At 69.4% G+C, this 2,067-nt stretch carries 2 protein-coding genes; both read right to left on the bottom strand.

Translation table 11 applies throughout. From position 1 onward, the window contains the following. Positions 1-59 precede the first annotated feature (59 nt). Positions 60-1,322 (bottom strand): UDP-N-acetylglucosamine 1-carboxyvinyltransferase, encoded by a 1,263-nt coding sequence (gene murA / locus HUK84_RS15925; protein ID WP_176641157.1) that lies wholly within the window; start codon positions 1,320-1,322, stop codon positions 60-62. Between the two features lie 12 nt (positions 1,323-1,334). After that, a complete protein-coding gene (gene dcd / locus HUK84_RS15920; RefSeq protein ID WP_176641156.1) occupies positions 1,335-1,889 on the bottom strand; it encodes a dCTP deaminase in 555 nt (184 codons plus the stop codon). Positions 1,890-2,067: the final 178 nt, after the last annotated feature.

The raw sequence follows: 2,067 nt of genomic DNA, 5'->3' as shown, positions 1-2,067 counted from the left end.
CATTCCGCCCGCCCGCCGGAAGGGCCGAGGCCGCGGCCCCGCCCCGCGGCCCTGCCATGTCAGTCGCACACCCGCGCGATCTGCGCGCCACAGCGCGCCAGCTTCTGCTCCACGGCCTCATAGCCGCGATCGAGGTGATAGACCCGGCTGAGGATCGTCTCGCCATGCGCGGCCAGGCCCGCCAGGATCAGCGAGAACGAGGCCCGCAGGTCGGTCGCCATCACCGGCGCGCCCGACAGCGCATGCACGCCGCGGATGATGGCCGACGAACCGTGGACATTGATGCGCGCGCCCATGCGGTTCAGTTCGGGCACGTGCATGAAGCGGTTCTCGAAGATCGTCTCGGTGACCATCGACGCCCCCTCGGCGACCGACAGCAGCGCCATGAACTGCGCCTGCATGTCGGTGGGAAAGCCGGGATAGGGCTCGGTCATGATGTCCACCCCGCGCAGCGCGCCGGTCCGGCGCACGCGCAGCGCGTCGTCTTCCTGCATCACCTCCACGCCCGCTTCCTCCAGCGTGCGCACCACGGCGCCCAGATGCTCGATTCGCCCGCCGACCAGCCGCAGGTCCCCGCCCGTGATCCCGGCGGCGCAGGCATAGGTGCCGCATTCGATCCGGTCGGGCATCACCCGGTGGGTGGTGCCGTGCAGCGCCTCGACGCCCTCGACGGTCAGCGTGCCGGTGCCCGACCCGGTGATGCGCGCGCCCATGTTGTTCAGGCAGGCGACCAGGTCGGCGATCTCCGGCTCGCGCGCCGCATTGATGATCTCGGTCCGTCCCCGCGCCAGGGCCGAGGCCATCAGCAAATTCTCGGTCGCCCCGACCGAGGCGAAGGGCAGGACGATCCGCTCCCCCACCAGGCCGCGCGGCGCCCGGGCGTTGATATAGCCGTTTTCCAGCGAGATCTCGGCGCCCAGCGCCTCCAGCCCCTTCAGGTGCATGTCCACCGGCCGCGTGCCGATGGCGCATCCGCCGGGCAGCGACACCCGCGCCTCGCCGCAGCGGGCCAGCAGCGGGCCCAGCACCAGGATCGAGGCGCGCATCTGCGACACGATGTCGTACGGCGCCACCGTGCTGGTGATGCTGCCGCCGACCGCCAGGGTGGACCCGTCGCCCTCGACGTCCTCGACCGTCAGCCCGTGCTGTTCCAGCAGGCGGCGCATGGTCGCGATGTCGGCGATGCGCGGCACGTTGCGCAGCATCAGCCGGTCCGAGGTCAGCAGCCCCGCGACCAGCAGCTTCAGCGCCGCGTTCTTGGCGCCCCCGATGACGATGTCGCCCTGCAGCCGGTGGCCGCCGCGAATGATGAAACGGTCCATGCCGCGGCTCTCCTACATCCGGGGGGTGGCGACGCCGCGCTGGCCCATATACTTGCCGGCACGGTCCGCATAGCTGACCTCACAGGGCGACGCGCCCTGGAAGAACAGGAACTGGCAGATCCCCTCATTGGCATAGATGCGCGCCGGCAGGGGGGTGGTGTTGCTGATCTCGATCGTCACCTGGCCTTCCCATTCCGGTTCCAGCGGCGTGACGTTCACGATGATGCCGCAGCGGGCATAGGTCGACTTGCCCAGGCAGACGACCAGCGTATCGCGCGGAATGCGGAAATATTCCACCGTGTGCGCCAGCGCGAAGCTGTTGGGCGGGATGATGCATGCCGGCCCCTCGCGCGTGACGAAGCTGTTGGCCGCGAAATTCTTGGGATCGACCAGGGCGTTGTCGACGTCGGTGAAGATCTTGAATTCCGACGCCACCCGCGCGTCATAGCCATAGGACGACAGGCCATAGGAAATCACGCCCTCGCGCTGCTGCCGCTCCACGAACGGTTCGATCATGCCGGCCTCCTGGGCCATGCGTCGAATCCAGCTATCGGGCATGATGGGCATCGTTGCTCCCTTCCGTCGCGTGGAGGGGGTGAATCGCCTCCGGTACCAGCCCCGACCACTAGCGAAGGCCGGGCCGCTCCGCAATCAGCTCTTTTCGTCCTCGGCCCGGGGCGCGGGCAGGTCCGCGCGGGCGCGCGACTGCTGCTTGCGCCGGCGCAGATTCTCGCGCAGGGCCGCG

The organism is Nguyenibacter vanlangensis (assembly GCF_013376155.1).
Taxonomy (GTDB): Bacteria; Pseudomonadota; Alphaproteobacteria; order Acetobacterales; family Acetobacteraceae; genus Gluconacetobacter; species Gluconacetobacter vanlangensis.
The sequence above is the reverse complement of the archived record's forward strand: the minus strand, read 5'-3'. Positions and strand labels throughout refer to the sequence as shown.

What these genes read in the sequence shown, in the direction of transcription:
- murA (WP_176641157.1), bottom strand. Translation starts at nt 1,322, where the DNA reads ATGGACCGTTTCATCATTCGCGGCGGCCACCGGCTGCAGGGCGACATC.
- dcd (WP_176641156.1), bottom strand. Translation starts at nt 1,889, where the DNA reads ATGCCCATCATGCCCGATAGCTGGATTCGACGCATGGCCCAGGAGGCC.